The 20,620-nt window shown below is 63.0% G+C and carries 29 protein-coding genes; 14 read left to right on the top strand and 15 right to left on the bottom strand.

Annotated elements, in window-relative coordinates; all coding sequences use genetic code 11:
• Positions 1–2 precede the first annotated feature (2 nt).
• Positions 3–1,196 (bottom strand): phospholipase D-like domain-containing protein, encoded by a 1,194-nt coding sequence (locus QU596_RS10800; RefSeq protein ID WP_308515519.1) that lies wholly within the window; start codon positions 1,194–1,196, stop codon positions 3–5.
• Positions 1,197–1,315: 119 nt separating this feature from the next.
• Here QU596_RS10800 and rpoZ point away from each other — a divergent pair, with 119 nt between their 5' ends.
• On the top strand, positions 1,316–1,657 hold the full coding sequence (gene rpoZ / locus QU596_RS10795) for a DNA-directed RNA polymerase subunit omega (RefSeq protein WP_308515518.1): 342 nt from the start codon (positions 1,316–1,318) through the stop codon (positions 1,655–1,657).
• Between the two features lie 43 nt (positions 1,658–1,700).
• Positions 1,701–2,363 (top strand): ligase-associated DNA damage response endonuclease PdeM, encoded by a 663-nt coding sequence (gene pdeM / locus QU596_RS10790; RefSeq protein WP_308515517.1) that lies wholly within the window; start codon positions 1,701–1,703, stop codon positions 2,361–2,363.
• On the opposite strand, the gene QU596_RS10785 is transcribed toward pdeM, so the two are convergent.
• Entirely contained in the window at positions 2,360–2,590 is a 231-nt protein-coding gene (locus tag QU596_RS10785) for an aminotransferase class IV (protein ID WP_308515516.1), read from the bottom strand. The genes pdeM and QU596_RS10785 overlap by 4 nt on opposite strands.
• Positions 2,591–2,684: 94 nt before the next feature.
• Between QU596_RS10785 and QU596_RS10780 the strand changes: the two genes are divergently transcribed.
• Positions 2,685–3,941, top strand: a complete 1,257-nt coding sequence (locus tag QU596_RS10780) for a dipeptidase (RefSeq protein ID WP_308515515.1) — start codon at positions 2,685–2,687, stop codon at positions 3,939–3,941.
• A complete protein-coding gene (locus QU596_RS10775; RefSeq protein ID WP_308515514.1) occupies positions 3,938–4,615 on the top strand; it encodes an MBL fold metallo-hydrolase in 678 nt (225 codons plus the stop codon). Before QU596_RS10780 ends, QU596_RS10775 begins: the two co-directional genes overlap by 4 nt.
• A gap of 411 nt (positions 4,616–5,026) precedes the next feature.
• Here the strand turns inward: QU596_RS10775 and QU596_RS10770 are convergent, their stop codons facing one another.
• Positions 5,027–5,215 (bottom strand): hypothetical protein, encoded by a 189-nt coding sequence (locus QU596_RS10770; protein WP_308515513.1) that lies wholly within the window; start codon positions 5,213–5,215, stop codon positions 5,027–5,029.
• 717 nt (positions 5,216–5,932) lie between these two features.
• Between QU596_RS10770 and QU596_RS10765 the strand changes: the two genes are divergently transcribed.
• The 4 genes from QU596_RS10765 (at position 5,933) to QU596_RS10750 (ending at position 7,128) form a co-directional block, all read left to right on the top strand.
• Positions 5,933–6,094, top strand: coding sequence for a hypothetical protein (locus tag QU596_RS10765; protein ID WP_308515512.1), 162 nt, complete (start codon positions 5,933–5,935; stop codon positions 6,092–6,094).
• 285 nt (positions 6,095–6,379) lie between these two features.
• On the top strand, positions 6,380–6,691 hold the full coding sequence (locus QU596_RS10760; RefSeq protein ID WP_308515511.1) for a cold shock domain-containing protein: 312 nt from the start codon (positions 6,380–6,382) through the stop codon (positions 6,689–6,691).
• Positions 6,692–6,705: 14 nt separating this feature from the next.
• Positions 6,706–6,894, top strand: coding sequence for a hypothetical protein (locus QU596_RS10755; protein ID WP_308515510.1), 189 nt, complete (start codon positions 6,706–6,708; stop codon positions 6,892–6,894).
• Between the two features lie 57 nt (positions 6,895–6,951).
• Positions 6,952–7,128, top strand: a complete 177-nt coding sequence (locus QU596_RS10750) for a hypothetical protein (protein WP_308515509.1) — start codon at positions 6,952–6,954, stop codon at positions 7,126–7,128.
• Between the two features lie 246 nt (positions 7,129–7,374).
• On the opposite strand, the gene QU596_RS10745 is transcribed toward QU596_RS10750, so the two are convergent.
• The 10 genes from QU596_RS10745 to QU596_RS13695 form a co-directional block, all read right to left on the bottom strand.
• On the bottom strand, positions 7,375–7,503 hold the full coding sequence (locus tag QU596_RS10745) for a hypothetical protein (RefSeq protein WP_308515508.1): 129 nt from the start codon (positions 7,501–7,503) through the stop codon (positions 7,375–7,377).
• 12 nt (positions 7,504–7,515) lie between these two features.
• On the bottom strand, positions 7,516–7,740 hold the full coding sequence (locus tag QU596_RS10740) for a hypothetical protein (protein ID WP_308515507.1): 225 nt from the start codon (positions 7,738–7,740) through the stop codon (positions 7,516–7,518).
• Positions 7,737–7,886, bottom strand: coding sequence for a hypothetical protein (locus QU596_RS10735; protein ID WP_308515506.1), 150 nt, complete (start codon positions 7,884–7,886; stop codon positions 7,737–7,739). Before QU596_RS10735 ends, QU596_RS10740 begins: the two co-directional genes overlap by 4 nt.
• On the bottom strand, positions 7,883–8,041 hold the full coding sequence (locus tag QU596_RS10730) for a hypothetical protein (RefSeq protein WP_308515505.1): 159 nt from the start codon (positions 8,039–8,041) through the stop codon (positions 7,883–7,885). Before QU596_RS10730 ends, QU596_RS10735 begins: the two co-directional genes overlap by 4 nt.
• 139 nt (positions 8,042–8,180) lie before the next feature.
• Positions 8,181–8,363, bottom strand: a complete 183-nt coding sequence (locus tag QU596_RS10725; RefSeq protein WP_308515504.1) for a hypothetical protein — start codon at positions 8,361–8,363, stop codon at positions 8,181–8,183.
• Positions 8,364–8,568: 205 nt separating this feature from the next.
• On the bottom strand, positions 8,569–9,231 hold the full coding sequence (locus QU596_RS10720; protein ID WP_308515503.1) for a hypothetical protein: 663 nt from the start codon (positions 9,229–9,231) through the stop codon (positions 8,569–8,571).
• A gap of 64 nt (positions 9,232–9,295) precedes the next feature.
• Positions 9,296–9,877, bottom strand: a complete 582-nt coding sequence (locus tag QU596_RS10715; RefSeq protein WP_308515502.1) for a hypothetical protein — start codon at positions 9,875–9,877, stop codon at positions 9,296–9,298.
• A 62-nt stretch (positions 9,878–9,939) separates the two neighbouring features.
• Positions 9,940–10,602: a hypothetical protein gene (locus QU596_RS10710; protein ID WP_308515501.1), complete on the bottom strand. Its 663-nt coding sequence runs from the start codon at positions 10,600–10,602 to the stop codon at positions 9,940–9,942.
• A 1,346-nt stretch (positions 10,603–11,948) separates the two neighbouring features.
• Positions 11,949–12,368: a hypothetical protein gene (locus tag QU596_RS10705; RefSeq protein WP_308515500.1), complete on the bottom strand. Its 420-nt coding sequence runs from the start codon at positions 12,366–12,368 to the stop codon at positions 11,949–11,951.
• A 14-nt stretch (positions 12,369–12,382) separates the two neighbouring features.
• Positions 12,383–12,763 (bottom strand): lysozyme inhibitor LprI family protein, encoded by a 381-nt coding sequence (locus QU596_RS13695; RefSeq protein WP_420030978.1) that lies wholly within the window; start codon positions 12,761–12,763, stop codon positions 12,383–12,385.
• A gap of 335 nt (positions 12,764–13,098) precedes the next feature.
• Here QU596_RS13695 and rpmF point away from each other — a divergent pair, with 335 nt between their 5' ends.
• The 5 genes from rpmF (at position 13,099) to QU596_RS10680 (ending at position 16,146) form a co-directional block, all read left to right on the top strand.
• Positions 13,099–13,278 (top strand): 50S ribosomal protein L32, encoded by a 180-nt coding sequence (gene rpmF, locus QU596_RS10700; RefSeq protein ID WP_308515499.1) that lies wholly within the window; start codon positions 13,099–13,101, stop codon positions 13,276–13,278.
• A 29-nt stretch (positions 13,279–13,307) separates the two neighbouring features.
• Complete coding sequence (gene plsX / locus QU596_RS10695; RefSeq protein WP_308515498.1) at positions 13,308–14,354, top strand: phosphate acyltransferase PlsX; 1,047 nt, start codon at positions 13,308–13,310, stop codon at positions 14,352–14,354.
• Entirely contained in the window at positions 14,351–15,310 is a 960-nt protein-coding gene (locus QU596_RS10690; RefSeq protein WP_308515497.1) for a beta-ketoacyl-ACP synthase III, read from the top strand. The genes plsX and QU596_RS10690 overlap by 4 nt, the downstream gene beginning before the upstream one ends.
• 105 nt (positions 15,311–15,415) lie before the next feature.
• Positions 15,416–15,745: an integration host factor subunit alpha gene (locus QU596_RS10685; RefSeq protein WP_308515496.1), complete on the top strand. Its 330-nt coding sequence runs from the start codon at positions 15,416–15,418 to the stop codon at positions 15,743–15,745.
• An 11-nt stretch (positions 15,746–15,756) separates the two neighbouring features.
• Positions 15,757–16,146 carry a MerR family transcriptional regulator gene (locus QU596_RS10680; protein ID WP_308515495.1) on the top strand — a complete coding sequence of 130 codons (390 nt, stop codon included), beginning with the start codon at positions 15,757–15,759 and terminating at the stop codon, positions 16,144–16,146.
• Here the strand turns inward: QU596_RS10680 and QU596_RS10675 are convergent.
• Positions 16,066–18,801 (bottom strand): ATP-dependent DNA helicase, encoded by a 2,736-nt coding sequence (locus tag QU596_RS10675; protein ID WP_308515494.1) that lies wholly within the window; start codon positions 18,799–18,801, stop codon positions 16,066–16,068. The genes QU596_RS10680 and QU596_RS10675 overlap by 81 nt on opposite strands.
• A gap of 71 nt (positions 18,802–18,872) precedes the next feature.
• Between QU596_RS10675 and QU596_RS10670 the strand changes: the two genes are divergently transcribed.
• Positions 18,873–20,411 carry a lysine--tRNA ligase gene (locus QU596_RS10670; protein ID WP_420030977.1) on the top strand — a complete coding sequence of 513 codons (1,539 nt, stop codon included), beginning with the start codon at positions 18,873–18,875 and terminating at the stop codon, positions 20,409–20,411.
• Here QU596_RS10670 and QU596_RS10665 read toward each other — a convergent pair.
• Entirely contained in the window at positions 20,408–20,614 is a 207-nt protein-coding gene (locus tag QU596_RS10665) for a hypothetical protein (RefSeq protein ID WP_308515492.1), read from the bottom strand. The genes QU596_RS10670 and QU596_RS10665 overlap by 4 nt on opposite strands.
• Between the last annotated feature and the right edge of the window lie 6 nt (positions 20,615–20,620).

The following is a 20,620-nucleotide window of genomic DNA, read 5'->3' as shown; positions in this document are numbered from 1 at the left end:
GCTTATTCGCCGCTGAGCCCGAAGTTCGCGCGGCGGGTGACGCCGTAATCGAGGCTCGTCACCAGGAAGAATGATACCGCCCAGCGGATGCGGTTGAGCAACGTCGCGCGCTTCTTCTGCAGTTCCGGCGTGATCCGCTGGCTCTGCTCGACCTCCCCCTCGAAATAGTTGCGCATCATCTGCGCGAACTCGCCGTCGTCGACGCGCAGCATCAGTTCCATGTTCAAATACAAACTGCGGATGTCGAGGTTGGATGAGCCGATGTGCACGACGTCGTCGAGCACAACGAGCTTGGTGTGCAGCTTGGTCGCGCGATATTCGTAAATCTCGACGCCGCGCCGAAGCAGCCGGCGATAGGTGAAGCGCGCAGCCGCGATGGTCGCCGTGTTGTCGGACTTCGCCGCCGTGATCAGCCGCGCCCGTCCGCGCCGCCCCACACGCGCGATCCGCCGGAGCAGGCTCCACGTGGGCGCGAAATACGCTGCGATCATCTCGACGTCGCGGCTCTGCGTCAGGTCGCGGCACGTCGCCACGCCCCATGGGCTGAGCTTCGCCGTCGGTCCGCCCAGCTGCCACTGGAGCTTTCCTCGTGACTCGCTGTGGTCGAACACCATCCGCCGCAGCGTCCGCATCCGCGAATTCTTTTTGAGCGCCCATGCCATCAGCTTGTCGAAATATGGCGCCAGCCGCGCCGCGGCCGGACCTTCCACGAGCAGGCCGATGTCGCGCCAGGCGCCTTGCTCGACGGTCTCGAAATAATCGTCGGCGACATTGAACCCGCCGACCAGGATGCGCGGCGATTTCGTTTCCGCATCGGCAAGCGCGAGCTTCTGATGATTCCGCAGCAGATAGCGCCGGCCGTACGACGGGTTGAAGCGGCAAAACTTCGCGCCGCGCTTGGGCAGGTCGGCGAAATAATCGTCGGGCGTATCGCTGCTCCCGAATCCGTCGATCAGCAGTGCGACCTGGACCCCCCGGTCGATCGCCGACAGGATCGCTGCACGCACGCGCTCTCCCGACGTGTCGCCCATGAAGATGTAGTAAAGCAGGCGCAGGGACTTCTGCGCGCCGTCGATGAGCGCCACCAACGCATCGAGACGCTCGGGCCCATCGGGCAAGACCGTCAGGCGATTGCCATCGACCGTCAGCACCCGGGCGGCCTTGGGGGATGCTGCTTTTGCCGACGCCTTCGCCATTGCCTTCCGATGTGGCGGCGCGACGAGAGGCTGGCAAGCCGTCAGTTTCCTTGACGAAACGGGCCGTCTTCCCTATCTCGCCGCTCTTCCCGAAAGTCCGTTAAGTCCCGGAGCGATGAATGGCGCGCGTTACCGTTGAAGATTGTGTCGACAAGATCCCCAACCGGTTCGATCTTGTCCTGCTGGCCGCCCAGCGCGCGCGCCAGATCTCGGGCGGTGCCGACCTGACCATCGATCGCGACCGCGACAAGAACCCGGTCGTCGCCTTGCGCGAAATCGCGGAAGTCACCGTCAAGCCGCGCGACCTCCAGGAAGCGGTCGTCACCAACCTGCAGAAGGTGCGGATCGACGAAGAGGACGAAACGGAAGAGCTGGCGTCGCTGAGCGAGGCCGCCGAGGCGCTGCGCCTGACCGCGGCCGCCCCGCCGCGTCCGAGCCCGTCGGGCAACGACTACGAATAATTTCGGGCTGGCGTGACCGCCGGCCGGCAGTTAGACCGGCCGTATGGTTCCCCTTTCGTTCGCAGGCGAAACGTTTCAGGCGACGCCATCTGGCGCGCTCTTCTGGCCGTCGCAACAGGCGTTGCTGGTCGCCGACCTGCACCTCGAAAAGGCGAGCTGGTTCGCGCGGTTCGGGCAGTTCCTGCCGCCCTATGATTCGCACGCGACGCTGACCGCACTCGCCGCCGAAGTCGATCAGACCGGCGCGACGCGGCTCTATTGCCTCGGCGACAGTTTTCATGATCGCTTCGGGTGCGCCCGCCTGCCTGACGATGCGCGCGCGCTGCTGACGGGCCTGACTGCGCGCCTTGATTGGAGCTGGATCGTCGGCAACCACGATCCCGGCTTCGCCGACCACTGCGGTGGTCGGATTGCGGACGAGGTCGAGATTTGCGGCGTCATCCTTCGCCACGAAGCGGTGCTGGACGAAACACGGCCCGAACTGTCCGGCCATTTCCATCCCAAGCTGCGGCTACAATTGCGCGGACGCCGCGTCTCGCGCCGCTGCTTCGTGCGCTCGGCGACAAAGATCATCATGCCGGCCTTTGGTTCGCTGACCGGCGGGCTCGATGCCCACCATCCGGAAATCATGAAATCGGTCGGCGGCAACGCGGCGGCGCTTGTGCCGGTGTCCGACCGGCTGCTGCATTTTCCGCTCGCCGCCTAGAGCGGACGAACCTCGATCGCCATCGCTCCTGTCGGCGACAGCACCAGCCGCGCCGTCGATAGCCGCCGCTTGCCGAACGTCGCCGCCTGCAGCTCGTTGCGCGCGGCGTGCCGGTCGAACTTGAAGCCCTGCGCTTCCGCGGCCTGCTTCAACCGGTCGAGATGCGTGTCGAGATCGGCGATCCCGTCGTCGGGGTCGAAGCGCATCGTTTCTTCAAGATCGTGCATTGCGCGCCTCCATCGTCGGCGGACGGACAAACGGCAAGCCCCGATTCCACGCGCCGCATTGCGCGCCGCCGCCGCGCTTCCTACACCTCGATGCATGAAGAAAGCCCTGCTCGTCGCCGCCGCGATCGCCGCCATTGCCGCGCCCGCTTCCGCTCAGTCCATCGATCCCAAGGTTCAGGCGCGGATCGACCGTATCCTCAAGACGACGCCGCTCATCGACGGTCACAACGACATCGCCGAGCAACTGGCCGAAAATTACCAGCGCGACATCACGGGCCTCGCCAGTGGAACCGACCAGCGGAAGCCGCGCGCGCTGATGACCGACATGGCGCGCCTTCACGCCGGCCGTGTCGGCGGCCAGTTCTGGTCGGTGTACATCGATGGCTCGATCACTGGCGATGCCGCGATTCGCGAGACGCTGCAGGAGATCGACATCGTCAAGCGGATGATCGCCGCTTACCCCAACGATCTCGAGCAGGCCTACACCGCCGACGACGTCATCCGCATTCACAAGAAGGGCAAGGTCGCCTCGCTGATCGGCATCGAGGGCGGGCGCCAGATCGGCGGCTCGCTCGCCGCGCTGCGACAGTTCTACAACCTCGGCGCGCGCTACATGACGCTGACCCACAACCAGACCACCGAATGGGCAGACGCCGCGACCGACGAGCCCAAGTACGACGGGCTCAGCCCGTTCGGCGTCGAGGTGGTGCATGAGATGAACCGCATCGGCATGCTGGTCGACCTCAGCCACGTCGCGCCCGCGACGATGAAGGACGCGATAGCCGCCAGCAAGGCGCCGGTCATCTTCTCCCACTCCTCCGCACGCGCCTTGGTCGATCACCCGCGCAACGTGCCCGACGACGTGCTGAAGCTGCTGCCCGCCAATGGCGGCGTGGTCATGGTCAACTGGGTCCCCGGCTTCATTTCCGACGCGGTCTACAAATGGGGGGCCGACCAGAGCGCCGAGGAAGCACGCCTCAAATCGCTCAATCGCGCCAGCAAGGACGCTGTCGCCGCCGGCCTCAAGGCCTGGGAGGCTGCCCACCCGCGTCCGGACACCGACGTCCGCATCGTCGCCGACCATATCGAGCATGTCGCCAAGGTCGCGGGCTACGACCATGTCGGCATCGGCGCCGACCTCGACGGGATCCCCTACGCGCCGACGGGCCTCGGCGGCGTCGAGACCTATCCCTTGGTGTTCGCCGAGCTGATCAAGCGTGGCTGGTCAGATGCCAACCTTGCCAAGCTCGCCGGCGGCAACGTGCTGCGGGCCTTGCGCGGCGCGGAGAAGGTCGCGGCGTCGATGAAGAACGAGCCTGCCGCGCTGTCGGACCTCGACAAGGGCAAATGAGCGCTGAGGGAGCGAACGACCGCCCGCTGAAGGCGACCATCATCCCGGTCACGCCGCTGCAGCAGAATTGCACCCTGCTGTGGTGCACCGCGACAATGCGCGGCGCCTTCTGCGATCCGGGCGGCGACCTGCACCTCCTCAAGGCGGCAGCGCAGCAGCACGGCGTGACGGTCGAGAAGATCCTGCTGACCCACGGCCACATCGACCATTGCGGCAGCGCCGGCATCCTCGCCGAAGAGCTTGGCGTCGAGATTGAAGGCCCGCACGAGGGCGACCGTTACTGGATCGACCGCCTCGCCGAGGACGGCGCCAAGTACGGCGTCCCCGGCCGTCCGTTCGAGTCCAACCGCTGGCTGGCGGACGGCGACCAGGTGACCGTTGGCAATCTGACCCTCGACGTCCGTCACTGCCCCGGCCACACGCCCGGCCACGTCGTCTTCCACCACCCCGAATCGAACCTCGCATTGGTCGGCGACGTCCTGTTCAAGGGCTCGGTCGGCCGCTGGGACTTTCCCCACGGCAATCAGCAGGACCTGCTCCGCTCGATCACCACCCGCCTGTGGCCGATGGGCGACGAAACCGCCTTCGTCCCCGGCCACGGCCAGATGTCCACCTTCGGCTACGAACGCGCGACCAACCCCTATGTGAGTGACGCCGCGCTAGCGACGGCCTGAGGCTAATGTCTGCTTTGGGTGGAAAACGGACGCTAGCTGATTGGCTTGCAGGAGGACTGCTCCGCACGGAACCGGAATTCCTGCTGCGCTTGGGGCGTGACGTAGCCGACCACGCAGTGCTCCGACCTGCGATCTGCATAGACGAGCCTGATTTCTCCATCGCCTTCGCACCTGACTGGGGCTGACAGCGAGAAGCGCTGACCCTGCCGCAGCAGCGGAGTCTCTGAACCGCACAGCCTAAGCGTGGCGGTCCGGACGAGCCTTTGCGGATCGTCGACCACGAATGAGTTCTTCGGGCCAGCACAGCCCGCAAGTGCGGATGCCATCAACAACACAGCCCATCTCATGCATTTCAGAATGTCAGCCGACCCTAATGTCCGCAATGGGTGGTAAGCGGACATTTGGCAGCGCTTACTTTGGCTGGGTCAGTATGGACTTCTCGAACTTCACAGCGTGGGTCTGCATTGGGGTAACCAAAAGAGCCGCGCCGCTGAGCATGCCAGCAGCTGCCCAGACGTAACGCTTGGCGCGAAAATCCGCGATGCTGCGGCAAATGCAGAAGGCAGCAGCCAGTAAGCCGACAACAGCAAAGAGTATCATTGCGCCATCTCCATCGGCTGCATCGTGGCAATGGTTCTTAATGTCCGCAATGGGTCGGAAGCAGCCACTGCGCTAATGTCTGCATTGGGTGGAACGTGGACATTCCGCAGACTGGCAAAGCGCATGGCCTCGGTGCGGTAGCTTTGCGCCGTGGATAGAAAGTGCGCGAGCTAAAGCCGGACGCTAAGCGCTGCGAGATATGGCTACGAGATCGCCTGGTAGCACGGCTTAATCCGGATGGTCGTCTTGAGCGGGTGGACGCTTCGACGACTTGGACCGTGCTTCCGAATCAATCCGCTTAGCTTCATCCTCTAGGTCGGCCGCGATCTCTTCCAGCATGATGCGGTCGCCAACATAGCGAGCACCTTTTGCTAGGTTGAGGCAATCGCGCGCGCGATCCCGAAAGCGGTTCGCCGCATCTGACATGAAAGTCCAATCATTGGGCCAGCAGTAACGTTCCGAAAGCTGTTTCTTCGCGACCTTCTTTACCCTCTGTTCCCAGCGCTTCTCACCCGTGTCTGCTGAGAGAGGATCCGATGATTGAGGCAGTTCCCCAAGGCAGGTCTGCGACGGATCGAAACATACGTCAGCGTGAGAACGCGTTAGGTAGATTGGACGGGGTGTGTTAAGTAACCATCATCGCGCGGAATATCTCACCGTAGGCCCGCGCGCCTGAGAGACGAACCGTGCTCCCGCTTACGCAGAGGAGAGCACGACGTGGATCCCAGCGACCATTACCAACGCCACCAGATTTCGCTGTTCAGGGCCGATCAGATTGCAAGTTCAGAAGAGTTGCGGCGCATCCACCGCGAGCTTGCTGAGGGCTATGCTTCACGCATCTCGGCCACGAAGTCTTCGTTCAAATTAGCGGCAGCCTAATGGAGCCGCTTTCACGAGGCGAGGCGGCTGACTCGCTTCGCGAGCAAGCGGCCTCATGCCGTCGACTGGCATCGAGGGCACGAACGTCAGGCGGCTTTCAGGCTTTAAGGTCTGTTGCCGATCAGTTTGACGACGACGCCCGCCGTATCGACTCAGCAAGCTTGAAGCGGTGAGGCGCTTGGCATCCGAGTTCCGCCGTTCCGACCGTTCCCTCCCATTAGGGAGGACCTCCGGTCCGCGCCGGGCATATCTGCGCGGATCGGGGGAGTTTGCGGGCAAATCCGAATGGTGAAGTCCGTCTGTGCTGGTCAACTTAGTTGGTTCAACCGCGAGAAACGGTTCGGCTTCGTCAAGTTGGCCGATCGCCTGGGAGACGCCTTCCTGCACCGGGATGCGCTTCAAGCTGCAGGGTTTGAGGCTCTTCCGCGGGGCACCACGCTGCAAGTGTTAATCACACCGGATCGAGGCAAGCATCGTGTGGTTGAAATATTGCACGTCGACGTGTCGACAGCCCGCATAGGCGAACCGTTAGCGTCTCCTCTGCCGCCAGCTGAGAAAAGCGAAGTTGCGGTTGTCGCGGAAGAACGGCCGACATGAGGCTCTGCGGAACGGTGAAGTCGTTCAACCCTCTTCTTGGACGCGGCCTGATCGAAGCCGACAGTGGCGGCGAATATTTGGTATTCGAGCGCAGCGGCATTTACTTTAATCCGCAAATCCGGCCTTTGGTGGGGCAGCGCCTTACCTATGAGCTTGGGGCCGTTCGAGGCGAGCGACAGGCCGTGAGACTTGGCAATGTCTGAACGCAGGTTGCGCCAGATGACATCTGACGCCGCTCTTCAAGAATTACGGTTGAGGCCATGAGTGAAAGTTGGCACGAAGAACGCGATCGGCTGGTCAAACTCTTACGCGGCATGCGCAGCGGACGAATTACTCACGTTGACGCGGAAGGCCTGCGAGAGTTGCAGGCCACTACGCCGGAAGCCATCGAGCGCATCGAAACACGGGTTGCCGAATTGAACCGGCGTTTGGGTTAGTCTGAAATCACACCGGTCCAGCCGCGTGCGCAGGCACGAGCGGGAGTGTTTCAGTTAGGCGTCGTATTCAGCCTCGGTCGGCAGTTCCTCAAAAGGCGGCTTGACCCCCCGCGCCCGGTACATCGCTTCCGTCATGTAACTGGGTGACGCACCGCCAATAACGTAAACCATCGGGCTGCGCCCGGCACCAGGATCCGTTCTATATTGTCCGGCGGGATCTCGCGATCGCATATAATCGTTCCGCACCTAGTCGTTCTTCAGGTTTTCGAGCCCGCGCGCTCCGCCCTTCTGCGAGGGATTGGCCGCGATTGTCTTGACCTTGGCCTTCTTCGGCTTTCGAATTTCCTTGTTCGACTTCTGCTGACTCTTGGCCATCTGAAAGCTTCCTTACCAACTGGGTTTGCGCGGACGGATGCGTTCGCGCGTGACGGTCTCTTCGATGAGCTGAGACTTGTACTTCTGCCGCATCTGATGCGCCCCGAAACTGCTGCTGAGGACTAGTCGAACGCCGCCACTGGGGATGCGCTCGATGGTCGAGATGGTGAATCCGGCCGCTGCGCAGTCTGCGATCACCTTTTTCTCATCGAGCCTAACGAATATCTCGCGGCTCACTTGGCGTCCGCCCGCCGAGCAGCGGCGATGGCGTCTCGCGCATTGCTGTATCGGTAGCCGCCCCACAGAAATACTTCCGTGGGCACGCGTTGAATGCCTAGGCGCTTGAGCTCTGTCTCGTCGACGCCATTATCGTTGCCGCTCACGACGCAATCGCCCGCCGGTCGAAACGCTCGCTGGCGATGCGGGCGGCATAGCCATCGGCAAATTCGCGGTGAACGGCCCGCGAGCGATCGCAAGCCGCATGATCGGCCATGAAGAGCGACACCTGATGGCGCGCGTAAAAATAATTGAGGTCCACGGAATATCTCCCGACAGTAAGCGGGAGCGCGATGGGTCTCTCAGCCGCACAGGCTTACAATAGGTTCCGTGCGATGACCCCTTCTAGCACGGACTGACGGCGCCACCTAATCATCAAGTGCTTTGGCAGGCGCTCGGTATCAGGCGGTCGCGGGCCGGTAGTTTTGGATTTTGAGTTCGAGCCTCGCCAGCTTCTGACGCAGCGCCGAGAGCCTCGTCATATCGAGCCCTTCGCTATCGGCAGCAAGGTTGATCTGGATTGCGAGATGGTCGCGCTCATCGTTCAACGCGTCGAGCGCGGCGTCCGTCTTCACCGACCGCATTGGATTATCTCCGTTCTTACCGACATGTAATCATTCGTGTCGACAATGCTATCGGCAAGCGACCGAGCGCACCGCACTGTGGTCGAGCGTGCGCATGCGCACAATAGCAGAAGGGTCATGACCAGACTTGATGTGCGGAACATCGAGCTATTCTGCGCAGCATCGCTAGTGTCCGCAATGGGTGGAAAGCGGACGTTAGGATCGATCAGCTTTCGCGGGCGTAGCGGATCAATTGCCCTAACCCGAATACAATCGCCGGGAATAAAATGCAGATGACGATCGGCAAACCGACTCTCTCGCCCGGAGGGCTGATGAAATACGGAGCGAACCAAAAGAACGTCGCAGCTCCTGCGGTGATCACGACCCACTCGAGAAACATGCGCAACGCCATTGACTTGCGCGAGACCGCCGTGGCTGGCGGCAAAGGAACTTTGGCGATTGGACCAGCGACGGCCACCAATTTGGACCAGGTCGCCGCATTAATCTTCAGCCTACCGTTGGGCGGATTGCCGAGACCGAGCTTGACCATCTGAGTGAAGAAGCTCCGCGCAGGCTCCGCACTGATCTCGCTCCATGGCACAAGGAGGGGCTTCCGGAAGGGGCCAAATATGCGCCAGATGCGGATCGAGAGGCCCGACCGTTTCGCAGCGAGCGTCAAGATCCCGTTGAGATTGACGCCGACCCCCATCACCCCGGATTGCCAGCCGAGCTTCAGCAGCGGCTCCTCGCTATTGTCGTCGGCGTACCACTGCTGGAGGTTGAACCAGCCCGACATTACCCCGAGCAATGTCGAGATGAGCAGCCACATTCCCACGAAGAAGATTGGGAAGACATAAGGCATCCACCTCAGGATTTGCTGGTCGGTCATGGCCTACGGTTATCTGACGAGCGCCGCTAATGTCTGCAATGGGTGGAAAGCGGACACTCCGACGTCAGGCAGCGTGACCAGCTTTGTCGACCGCTCCCCATAGATAGTATGACGGAATGCCAGCCGAGATGCCGCTCCGATACAACCCGACGCCGCGCACATCCGAGCACTTGGCTGTTTGGACGCTATGCGCCAATTCCAGCAGCTCGTTTCCTCTGAATGTCTTGCCATCATCCGCTTCGACGACGACGGCTCTCTGTGGTGCGCCGTTCGGGCCAAAAGGGACTAGCGCGAGCCGATTGGTTTTGACCTCGATATTAGTGTTGATCTTCGGCCAATCCACTAATGGATTACGCCAATCTGCCTCCCCACTCCGCAGGATGCGTATGGGAAGGTCAGGTCGATGCCTTGCAAGCTCCTTGTCGGTGAGCGGTTCGGTTCTGATGCATTGCGCAGTCGACCGAAGGAAGCTCGTCGAACTTCTGTAATAAATGGCAGTTCGCGCGCGGGCCAAGTTCCAGCCGACTTCTGGAAACAGCGCGTCGTAAAACACTTCAACATTGTCAGCCATCATCACGCGAATGGGCCGCTCGTCCCAATCAATTCGAAGGACATCTCCGGCTCGGAAGTCCGCGTCGTTGTTCATGAGGAGATGATGCTTCCCAACTCTAACGTCCGCAATGGGTGGAAAGCGGACATTAGGATCGATCAGCTTTCGCGGGCGTAGCGGATCAATTGCCCTAACCCGAATACAATCGCCGGGAATAAAATGCAGATGACGATCGGCAAACCGACTCTCTCGCCCGGAGGGCTGATGAAATACGGAGCGAACCAAAAGAACGTCGCAGCTCCTGCGGTGATCACGACCCACTCGAGAAACATGCGCAACGCCATTGACTTGCGCGAGACCGCCGTGGCTAGCGGCAAAGGAACTTTGGCGATTGGACCAGCGACGGCCACCAATTTGGACCAGGTCGCCGCATTAATCTTCAGCCTACCGTTGGGCGGATTGCCGAGACCGAGCTTGACCATCTGAGTGAAGAAGCTCCGCGCAGGCTCCGCACTGATCTCGCTCCATGGCACAAGGAGGGGCTTCTGGAAGGGGCCAAATATGCGCCAGATGCGGATCGAGAGGCCCGACCGTTTCGCAGCGAGCGTCAAGATCCCGTTGAGATTGACGCCGACCCCCATCACCCCGGATTGCCAGCCGAGCTTCAGCAGCGGCTCCTCGCTATTGTCGTCGGCGTACCACTGCTGGAGGTTGAACCAGCCCGACATTACCCCGAGCAATGTCGAGATGAGCAGCCACATTCCCACGAAGAAGATTGGGAAGACATAAGGCATCCACCTCAGGATTTGCTCGTCGGTCATGGCCTACGGTTATCTGACGAGCGCCGCTAATGTCTGCAATGGGTGGAAAGCGGACATTAGTGAAGCAGGTCACCTCCCATCTTCGCGGAAAGCCATCCAGCGGCTAGGCCGACTACGCATGCAACGATAAACGTCGCCGCCCCAATCATTGCCTTCCGTCCATAGCCTCGGTGCTCGTCACGCGGACGAAAACCTACCCGCCAAATCGGCATGAAATACCGGGCGTGGTAAAACCAAGCCGCAGTTCCAACGATCAAGGCGAGGATGCTGACAGCCTGCATCAATTTGGCCAAAACCATAATCAGGCGGCCATATCTGACGATGCTGGTAATGTCCGCAATGGGTCGAAAGCGGACATTAGCTTCGGACCGATTTGCCCGCGATCCAATAGATGATTTCAAAGACAGCGATGGCGGGCCAAGACCATAGCCACACGAACAGAGTCACTTCATCCGGACTTCTGCGGGGTAGCAATAGGCCGCTTTTCGCGAGTTCGTTAGGGAAGCAAAATCCACCGCAACGCACTCCATAGCGGGCTGGCCAGCCAAGTCTGATGGAGAGGTAAAGCCCAAGCGCACCCCACACGACTACCGCTGCGACCAAAACGACCAGCATCCGCCGGTCAGGCGCTCGATCAACCTGGCTCACCTCCGTAGACAATCAGCTTTCGCTAATATCCGCAATGGGTCGCAATCGGACTTAGGGATCTGGACGCGATTTGCTGAGCTTTGCGGTTATTATTGCGGTTAGCCCAACAATCCAGACGAACAAAAAGAGGACTTGGCCAGCACCAGTCTGGCGCACAGTAACCCATACTCCGACACCGCCGAGTATCGCAGCCGAGGCAATGATCCGAGCAAGTCGTTCTGTCCGCGACATCGCCGTGTAAGTGCCAACTGACTCTAGCGTCCGCAATGGGTCGGTATCAGACATTCGCTGCTTCAATTACTGTGATGCTACCCAGAGCATCAACAAGGCGAAGAGCCCGAACGTCAACGGCCCTACTACGTTGCCTAGTGGTCCTTGCGGTCGCGTAGAGTCACCCTCAGCACCTTGGTAGACTTGGACGAGCACGGGCTCCCGAGCGAAGAGCAAAAGAGCGTTCGATGCTCCGATGAAGAGTCCGCCCGCGCACAAGAATGCGAGGACCAATGAGCCAGCGGTCCAGCCAAGGCTCCACATGATCCAAATGACTGGCGACAAACTCAGCGTCGCCACGGCGATGATCAAGAGACGTTTTGTCACCGCGATGCATTAGGCCAGATAGATTACGACTGAGCTAACCTATGCGCCGCATGCCGCGGAGTGTCCGCTTTGGGTGGAAAGCAGTCACTCGCCGGAGAGTTCTAGCCTCCAACGCAGTTGGACTTCACGAACCTTTCGACCCACTCACCACTGACAACAAAGTCAGCCGCCAAGGCAAAGTGGCCGACGAGCCTGTCATTGCAGAGCAGATACTCTCGCCTGCGCTTGCCGAACTCGATCGAACAAATCCCGCCGTAGCTCTGATTGCTCTGATCGCGCCCGAGCGAAACTTCCGTGATCAATCGGCAGCTTCTCACGCGACCCGGAATACCGCTGTCACGAACATCCCTGTCGAACGCAGCTATCCGCTCTCTAACCTGCGCAGGGTCCACGACCGCCGACGCCGCGTCATCAGCTATCACTGGTGCTGCCGGTTCCAACATTAGGAGCGCAAGTAAATGGATCATTGAGCAGTTGATCGCATTGACTTGGAGTGTCCGCAACGGATCATAACCCGGCATCACAGATGTGCGGTTTAATGCATCATCGCTTTCAACTTGGAGATGCGGGCTTTGGTCTTCTGGACGAGACACGACATCTGGTTACGACCAGATTGCGTGCTGGGAGACGAAGCAGCGACCGCATCGCAGGCGCGATCTCGCTTTCGTAGCCACTTTCGCTGATCGGCAATTAAGTGCTTCCTTGCCTTGGCGCCCCTACTCCGACCTATGTAATCGAGACTCCTGTGCCACTGCGCTTTTAGTCGAACATCGGCCCTATCGAAGTCAGTCTCCGTTACACAAAGAATGTATGGCCGAGCGTCGTCAGCAGCCGGGTTCTCACATCGCGAATACGTGTCAGGCGTTGCCGCTGAAGCTTGCAAGGCAATCCACAGAAACGCGCTGGGGTAGTGCATCGCCCCCTTCTTCTCCAATCACGCTAATGTCCGCAATGGGTCGAAAGCGGACACTAAGCGGAAGCTCGTTTTTGCTGTCCTACAGCGCCCATCGCGGTTCAGCAGCGTTGAACGGAAACATTTGGAGAAGCCCGAGCCCAAAAACCCGCCCGTCACTGTGAACATTCGGAACATTCGCGATCGGCTGGGGGCACCGCCACCCCGCCTTGCCTTCCCGCCGCGTTTCGCTATAGGAGCCGCGGTTCGCGACGATCCGGGCGCCGCCGGTGGGGTAACCTGCTGAGACTGGGCGCAGATCGTCGCAATTTTTATTGTTAGCATTTGAAGGTGCCGCAATGGCTGTCCCCAAGAGAAAAACCTCGCCGTCGAAGCGCAACATGCGCCGCAGCCACCATGCGCTGAAGCCGACGACCTATCAGGAATGCCCAAACTGTGGCGAGCTGAAGCTGCCGCACAATCTGTGCGCCGCCTGCGGCCATTATAACGGCCGCGAAATCGTCTCGACCGAGGCCTGAGACCGTCAAGCAAGCAGGGGCGCTCGTCAATGTCTGACGGCCCGCGAATTGCAATCGACGCCATGGGCGGCGACAGCGGCCCGGCGGCGATGATCGGCGGTGCCGCGCGCGCGCTGCGCAAGGACGCCTCGCTTCAATTCACCTTCTACGGCGACGAGGCACTCGTCGCGGCCGAAGTCGCGCGCCATCCGAGCCTGAAATCGGCGACGATCTGCCACTCGCCCGAATCGATCGGCGGCAGCGAGAAGCCGAGCCAGGCGATCCGCCGCGCCCGCACCACGTCGATGGGCATGGCGATCAATGCAGTGAAGGAACATCGCGCGGACGCGGCCTTGTCCGGCGGCAACACCGGCGCGCTGATGGCCATGTCCAAGCTCGCGCTGCGGACCATGCCCGGCATCGACCGGCCCGCGCTGGCCGCACTGCTCCCGACACTCGGCGACAACGACGTGATCATGCTCGATCTCGGGGCCAACACCGAGTGCGATGCGCAGAACCTCGTCCAGTTCGCGGTGATGGGCGCTGCCTATGCGCGCACCGGACTCGGCCTCGCCACGCCGCGCGTGAAGCTGCTCAACATCGGCACGGAAGAGCTCAAGGGCACCGACGAGCTCAAGGATGCGGCGGCGCTCCTGCGCGAAGCCGATTACCTTGCGTTCAAGTTCGACGGCTTCACCGAAGGCGACCAGCTCTCGCGCGGCGAGGTCGACGTCGTCGTCACCGACGGCTTCTCCGGCAACATCGCGCTCAAGACCGCCGAGGGCACCGCGCGCTTCGTGACCGACCTCCTCCGCCGCGCCTTCACCAGCTCGCTGCGCTCGAAAGCCGGCTTCGCGCTGTCCAAGCCGGCGCTGGAGCTGCTCAAGGTCCACCTCGATCCCAACAATCACAACGGCGCCGTTTTCCTCGGCCTCAACGGCCTGGTGGTGAAGAGCCACGGCAGCGCGAATCCAAAGGGCGTGTCCAACGCCATCCGCGTCGCCGCCAGCATGGTCCGCAACGACATCACCCGGAAAATCGGCGACGATCTCGACAATTTCCGCGCCCACGCTTTCGCCGCCGAGAGCGCTAAGTGACGCGCCGTTCCGTTATCGCTGGCGTCGGCAGCGCACTGCCCAAGCGTCAGGTCACCAACGCTGAACTGGCAAGCCAAGTCGACACCACCGACGAATGGATCGTCGAGCGCACCGGCATCCGCAATCGCTACCTCGCTGGTGAGGGCGAGACGACCGGCACGCTCGCGACCGACGCCGCCCGCGCGGCGCTTGCTCATGCCGGCCTCCAGGCAGCGGACATCGACCTTATCGTGCTCGCCACCGCGACGCCCGATCAAACCTTTCCGTCGACCGCGACCAAGGTTCAGGCGGCGCTGGGCATCAACGACTGCATCGCCTTCGACGTGCATGCCGTGTGCACCGGCTTTCTCTACGCGCTGTCAGTCGCCGATTCGATGGTTCGCTCGGGCAGCGCGAACAAGGCACTTGTCATCGGCGCCGAGACGTTCAGCCGCATTCTCGACTGGGAGGATCGCACCACCTGCGTCCTGTTCGGCGACGGCGCCGGCGCTTTGGTGCTGAGCGCCGAGGAGACCGAGAGCGGCATCCTCGCCACCAAGCTCCACGCTGATGGCCGTCACAATGACCTGCTCTTCGTCGATGGCGGACCCTCGACCACCCAGACGGTCGGCAAGCTGCGGATGAAAGGCCGCGAAGTCTTTCGCCACGCGGTCGTCAATCTCGCCGACGTGCTGAACGAAGTGCTCACCGACGCGGGCTTGACCGCCGCGGACGTCGACTGGGTAGTGCCGCACCAGGCGAACGCCCGCATCCTTGATGCCACGGCGCGGAAGCTCGGGCTTCCGGCGGAGAAGGTGGTAGTCACCGTCGACCGGCATGCGAACACCTCGGCAGCCTCGGTGCCGCTCGCGCTCGATACCGCGGTCAAGGATGGGCGAATCAAGCGCGGCGATCTGATCGTCCTCGAAGCGATGGGCGGTGGCTTTACTTGGGGCGCGGCCGCGCTCCGCTATTGAAATCTTTGGAATTTCAGCCGATTGTCGATTTGCCGACAGGACGGAATTCCGTTACGAAAGCGTATTGAAGCGGCGAGGGGCGCGCCGTTCAGCGGGGAGAATATCATGGCCGATCTCGGGATCGCGCGGGTCAATAACGAAGCCGATGCACAGACACTGACGCGGGCCGACCTCGCGGATACCGTGCATCGCCGCCTCGGCCTTTCTCGCGCGGAGTCGGCGGGCGTCGTCGAGCGCGTGCTGTATCACATGTGCCACGCGCTTTCCGAAGGGCACAACGTGAAGATCTCCAGCTTCGGCACCTTCATCCTCCGCGACAAGGGCCAGCGCGTCGGCCGGAATCCGAAGACCGGCGTGGAAGTGCCTATCGCGCCGCGGCGAGTCATGACCTTCCGCGCCAGCCAGATCATGCGCGACCAGATCGCGAAAGGCTGACGGCAGCGCCCGTGGCAACCGCCGGCCAAAAGGACCCCGGCGCCTTACTGACGATTGGGGAACTGTCGCAGGAACTGGGCGTCGCCCAGCACATCCTGCGCTATTGGGAAACGCGCTTTCCGCAGCTCAAGCCGATGCAGCGCGCGGGGAACCGGCGCTATTACCGGCCGGCCGATGTCGAGCTCGTCCGTCGCATCCACCGTCTGCTCAATCAGGAAGGCTATACGGTCCGGGGTGTCCAGAAGGTGCTGCGCGACCGCGACGCGCCGACCGAACCCGCTGCGCCGGTGATGCCTGCGCCTACGCCGGCATTTGATGCTTCAGACGATGTGCCCGCCGGCGTCGATGTCTTCCGCTTGATCCAGCTCCGCAACCGGCTGGCCGACGCGCTCGACGCCTGAATTCAGCCGCGCTTCGACGCGCGCGATCGCCTGCTCCAGCGGCACGCGGCTGACCTGAACCCCCGGTGGGAACGCCGCCAGCAACCGCGACGGCATCGCTGCCGACAGGATCACGAACAGCCCGCAATCGCCCTGCCGCCGGATCAGCCGTCCGAACGCCTGCGCCAGCCGCGCGCGCACCACGCGGTCGTCATAGGCACTGCCACCGCCCGCCATGCGCCGGGCCGCGTGCAGCACCGTCGGGCGGGGCCAGGGCACGCGCTCCATCACCACCAGCCGCAGCGAATCGCCAGGCACGTCCACCCCGTCGCGCAGGGCGTCGGTGCCCAGCAGCGATGCGCGCGGATCGTCGCGGAAAATGTCGACCAAGGTCCCGGCATCGATCGGATCAACATGTTGCGCGAGCAGCGGCAGCCCCTCGCGCGCCAGCCGGTCGGCGATGCGCGCATGCACCGCCTTCAGTCGCTGCACCGCCGTGAACAGTCCGAGCGTTCCACCCTTCGCCGTTTCGATCAGGCGCGCATAAGCGCCCGCGAGCGACGCAATATCCCCCTGCCGAACGTCGGTGACGATCAGCACCTCCGAGCAGCCCGCATAGTCGAACGGGCTCTGCGCCTCGAAGTGCATCGCAGGCAAAGGCAAGTGGAGGGCACCAGTGCGAGCGTCCGCCGCCGCCCATTCCTCGCCGCCCCTAAGCGTCGCCGAAGTCACGAGAACGCCGTCGGCAGGCGCCAGGACCGCCGTGGCCAATGGACGGGTCGGATCAAGCCACCGGCGGTGGATCGCCACGTCATACTCGCGCCCATCGACGCGTTCGACGGCGAGCCAGTCGACAAATGCCGGATCCGCCTCACCGCCTATACGGCCAAGCAGGGCAATCCACGCCGCCAGCGTCTCACGTCGCCAGGTGAGACCGCGAATGGCCCCGTCCACCCGCGCTCGCGCCTGTGTATCGAGCCAGTCGGGCGCATCTTCGAGGACCGCCTCAAGGCGTCGCGACAATGCAGCGAGCGGCTTGTTCAGGCTTTCCAGTATCTCGGCAGCCGCGAGGGCCGCAGAGACCAACGCGCCATCAGGCTCAGCGAGTTCAGTCTCCAGCCCGTAGCCTGCCTCCTGCGCCTTCGACCGCGCGTACACCGTCCCGCGCACCTCCGCGAGTAGCGTCTCGATCGGCCCGAAAGCCGCGCCCTCGACCAGCCGCTGCAGCCACCCGTCGGACGGCAGCGCCCGCGCCGCCTCGACCGCGGAATCCAGCGCCCGCGCACCCTCGTCGTCGTAGGACGCGACATCCATCAACCGCGCCGCAAGCCCACGCCGGCGTCCGCGCGAACGCCCCTCAGGACCGACGATCCAGCGCCGCATCTCGATCGCTTCCTGTCCGCCGAACGCTACGGCAAACGTAGAGTCGGCCGCATCGAACAGATGATGACCCTCGTCGAAGAGGATACGGGCCGGCGCGTCCTCCCGCGCCCGCGCCGCATTGACCATCACCAGCGCGTGGTTGGCGATGACGATGTCGGCGTCGTGGCTGGCGCGTTCGGCGCGTTCGATGAAGCAGCGGCGGTAGTGCGGGCAGCCGGCATAGACGCACTCCCCGCGCCGGTCAGTCAGCGCGGTCGCGCCCGCCCGCCGGAATAGGCTCGGCAACCAGCCAGGCAGGTCGCCGCCAACCATGTCGCCATCCTTGGTGTAGGCCGCCCAGCGCCCGACCAGTTGCGCCAGAATCGCTGCCCGTCCCGCGAACGCGCCCTGCAGCGCATCCTCCAGGTTCAGCAGGCAAAGGTAATTCTCCCTCCCCTTGCGAACGACGATGCGTCGCGCCCGTTCCGCCGGGTCGGCGAACAGCTTGGGTCCTTCTGCATCCAATTGGCGCTGCAGTGCCTTGGTGAAGGTCGACACCCACACGGCGCCACCCGCGCGCTCGGCCCACAGCGATGCCGGCGCCAGATAGGCGAGAGTCTTGCCGATGCCCGTCCCCGCCTCCGCGAGCAACAGGTTCGGCGATTCCTTGGCGCGCTTGGCTGCAAACACGCCAGTCACCGCCTCGGCCATCGCCCGCTGGCCTTCGCGAGCCTCGGCGCGGCCCGTAAGACGGTCGAGTTCCGCGCGCGCTTCGCCTGCCGACACCTGCACCGGTCGTGGCGGCGGGCGAACGGCACCTTCCTCCCACGACTTGAGCCGCGCGAACAGCATCCGCTCGCCACGCTCCGGACGCTCGAGCCGCGCGCCGATCAGCGGCGCCCAGCTCCAGCCCAGCCGGTGCAGCGTCGCGTTGGACGTCCACGCCCCCTCGCGCTGGCTCCAGTCGGGATCGGCCAGCACCGCGAGCAACCGCGCGGCGATCGCCTGCAAACCGCGCGCCGCCTCCGCTTCCGACCCGGGCGGCTCCAGCCCAAGCGTCCGGCTCAACCCCGCAACCGTCGGCACCGCGAAGCGCGCCGGGTGAACGAAAGCGAACAGCTCCAGCAGGTCGAGCCCACTCAGCTCCGGATAGCCGAGACGCTGTCCGACCAAGGGGGCGTTGAGGATTATGTGCGGCGTTTCCGCAGCTCGCGCGATCGCCTCGCCACGGCTCGCCTCGCGCACTTCGCCGTCCGCGCCGGCGATCCAGATGCCCGCATGGGTTGCGTGCAGCGCGGGAAGAGGCAAAGGCATCCGCGCAACCCTGCCGCCCCGAGAACAGAAGAGCAACGAATTTGGACGCCGAAACGCTTCGATCCGCCGCGATGGCATCCAAGGCCTGGCCGTACGAGGAAGCACGCAAGCTGCTGAAGCGCTGGCCCGACGGCAAGCCAGACGGCGCGCCGATCATCTTCGAAACCGGTTATGGTCCGTCGGGCCTGCCGCACATCGGCACCTTCAACGAAGTCGCGCGCACGACATTCGTTCGTCAGGCTTACGAGGAGCTGACCGGCAGGCCGACGCGGCTGATCGCCTTCAGCGACGACATGGACGGGCTTCGCAAGGTGCCGGACAATGTCCCCAACCAGGAACTGCTCACCGCCAACCTCGGCAAGCCGCTGACACAAATCCCCGACCCGTTCGGGAAGTACGAGAGCTTCGCGCATCACAACAACACGATGCTCAGGCATTTCCTTGACCGCTACGGCTTCGACTATGAATTCCTGTCGGCGACCGACTGCTACAAGTCGGGGCGCTTTGACGAAATCATCCGCCAAGTGCTGCGCAACTGGGACGGCGTGATGGGCGTGATGCTGCCGACGCTGCGCGAGGAGCGCCGCCAGACCTATTCGCCAGTGTTGCCGATCTCGCCGACCAGCGGCCGTGTGCTGCAGGTGCAGGTCGAAGTCATCGACGCCGAGGCTGGCCTGATTGCCTTTGAAGATGAGGAAGGCCGCGTCGAGCAGTCCGCCCTGGGCGGCCTTGCGAAGCTGCAGTGGAAGGTCGACTGGGCCGCGCGCTGGGTCGCGCTCGGCGTCGACTACGAAATGGCCGGCAAGGACCTGATCGACAGCGTTACTCAATCGTCGAAGATCGCGCGCGTGCTCGGCGGCCGCCCCCCCGAGGGCTTCAACTATGAAATGTTTCTCGACGAAAAGGGCGAGAAGATCTCGAAGTCAAAGGGCAACGGCCTCAGTCTCGAAGAGTGGCTGCGTTACGGCAGCGGCCCGAGCCTGTCCTTCTACATCTACCGCGAGCCGAAGCGCGCGAAGAGCCTGCACATCGGCGTTATCCCGCGCGCGGTCGACGAATATTGGCAGTTCCGCGGCAATTATCCGTCTCAGCCGGTCGAGCAGCAGCTCGGCAACCCCGTGCATCATATTCACGGCGGCCGCGTCCCGAATAAATCGCTCCCGCTGACCTATGGCCTGCTGCTCAACCTCGTCAGCCTGCCCGGTGTCGCCGACAAGGACACCGCTTGGAGGTTTGTGCAGCGATATGCGCCCGGGACTTCGCCCGAAACGGACCCCGAGCTCGACGAACTGATCGGGCTCGCGGTCAATTACGCCCGCGATTTCGTCGTGCCGACGCTGCAGCGCCGCGCACCGACTGAAATGGAGGCTGCTGCGCTGCGCGACCTCGATGCCGAGCTCGCCAAACTGCCGACTGACGCCTCCGCCGAGGACATCCAGACCCAGGTCTTCGAAGTCGGCAAGCGCCACCCGTTCGACAATCTGCGCGGCTGGTTCCAGGCGCTTTACGAAACCCTGCTCGGTTCAAGCCAGGGGCCGCGCATGGGCAGCTTCATCGCGCTCTACGGCATCGACAATAGCCGCCGGCTGATCGCCGAGGCGCTCGCCTAAGGCATTAGCAGCGGCGAACGCCGGCCGAGGTCGAAGAACGAGCCGTCGCCCGGCCAGTCGGCCACGGCGCTGCCGAGCATCGATCCGTTCTGTTCCGGACAGTCGGCCGACGATGCGCGCTTCTGCAATTCGCTAGCCCCAGCCGGTCCCATGGCGGCAATCGCCACCACGGCCAGCAGCTTAAACCAATGTTGCGCGCGCATCGTCTG

It is taken from the genome of Sphingomonas flavescens, assembly GCF_030866745.1.
GTDB lineage: Bacteria > Pseudomonadota > Alphaproteobacteria > Sphingomonadales > Sphingomonadaceae > Sphingomicrobium > Sphingomicrobium flavescens.
Note: the sequence above shows the minus strand (reverse complement) of the source record. Positions and strands in the feature narration are given on the sequence as shown.